1 protein-coding gene is annotated in these 1,316 nt (G+C 40.1%); it reads left to right on the top strand.

Annotated features, from left to right (window positions below):
- A partial coding sequence (locus tag E1171_RS01265) for an alanine/glycine:cation symporter family protein (RefSeq protein WP_155203303.1) occupies nucleotides 1–1,316 on the top strand: 1,316 nt, incomplete at both ends.

Here is a 1,316-nt window from a genome sequence, read left to right as displayed (position 1 = left end):
TGGCAATTCATAGAGAATCTTTTTGTTGCCTTTGGAAATAACGCCTGGGGTTATCCATTACTTATTTTATTAATTGGAGGAGGAGGAATTTTAATGGTTTATTCCAGGTTTTTACCTTTTCGATATTTTCGGCATTCCATTAATGTGTTGAGGGGAAAATATGATAAAGCCGACGAACCGGGGGATGTAAACCATTTTCAAGCGTTATCTTCTGCTTTGGCAGCCACGGTGGGTATGGGAAATATTAGTGGTGTGGCTATTGCTATTGCAGTAGGAGGTCCAGGGGTTGTGCTTTGGATGTGGGTAAGTGCTTTTATAGGTATGGCTACGAAATTTTTCACCTGCACCCTTGCAGTTATGTACCGAGGAAAGGACTCCGAAGGAAAGATTCAGGGTGGCCCAATGTATGTTATTCAAGAGGGATTAGGGAAGAACTGGAAGCCTTTAGCCGTGTTTTTTAGCATTGCTGGAGTTTTTGGTATGTCTCCTGCCTTTCAGGCGAATCAATTGGTACATGTGGTTCGAGATGCCTTATTAGTAAATAATGGGTTTATTGGTGAAAATACGTTTAGGGCGGATTTGACTATAGGGTTGATTTTAGCGGTATTGGTTTCCATTGTGATTTTCGGAGGAATTAAAAGAATTGGAGCTGTGGCAGAAAAATTGGTTCCATCTATGGTGGTTCTTTACTTGTTTGCAGTGGGTTATATTCTGATTGTGAATTACAAAGCCATTATTCCTTGTTTTGCCTTAATCTTCAAAGATGCATTTTCGGCGAAAGCGGTTTTAGGTGGTTCAATAGGAGCTATTATAATTGCCGGAGTTCGAAGAGCTGCCTTTTCCAATGAAGCAGGCATTGGTTCCGCTCCCATGGCTCATGGTGCTGTGAAAACCCATGAACCTGTAAGAGAAGGTTTAGTTGCTATGTTAGGACCTGCTATAGATACGTTAGTGATCTGTACTTTAACTGCTCTGGCTATTTTAATTACAGGAGTTTGGCAGGATGCAAATTATCAGGGAGTTGGGATGACCCTTCGTGCATTTGAAGTGGCCATGCCTGGGATAGGCTCTTATATACTTTTATTTTGTGTTTTTATTTTCGCTATCACCACACTTTTTACCTATTCTTACTATGGTACAAAATGTCTTTCTTATTTGGTGGGTGTAAAATGGGGAAGGTTATTTAATTATTTCTATGTGGCTTTCCTTGTTTTTGGTTCGGTAACTTCTATTGGTGCTATCGTGAGTTTGATTGATGGAATGTATGCCATGATGGCAATTCCTACGATGATTTCAACATTATTATTGGCACCAAA

Origin of the sequence: Xanthovirga aplysinae (genome assembly GCF_009711365.1) — a bacterium.
GTDB lineage: Bacteria > Bacteroidota > Bacteroidia > Cytophagales > Cyclobacteriaceae > Xanthovirga > Xanthovirga aplysinae.
Note: the sequence above shows the minus strand (reverse complement) of the source record. Positions and strands in the feature narration are given on the sequence as shown.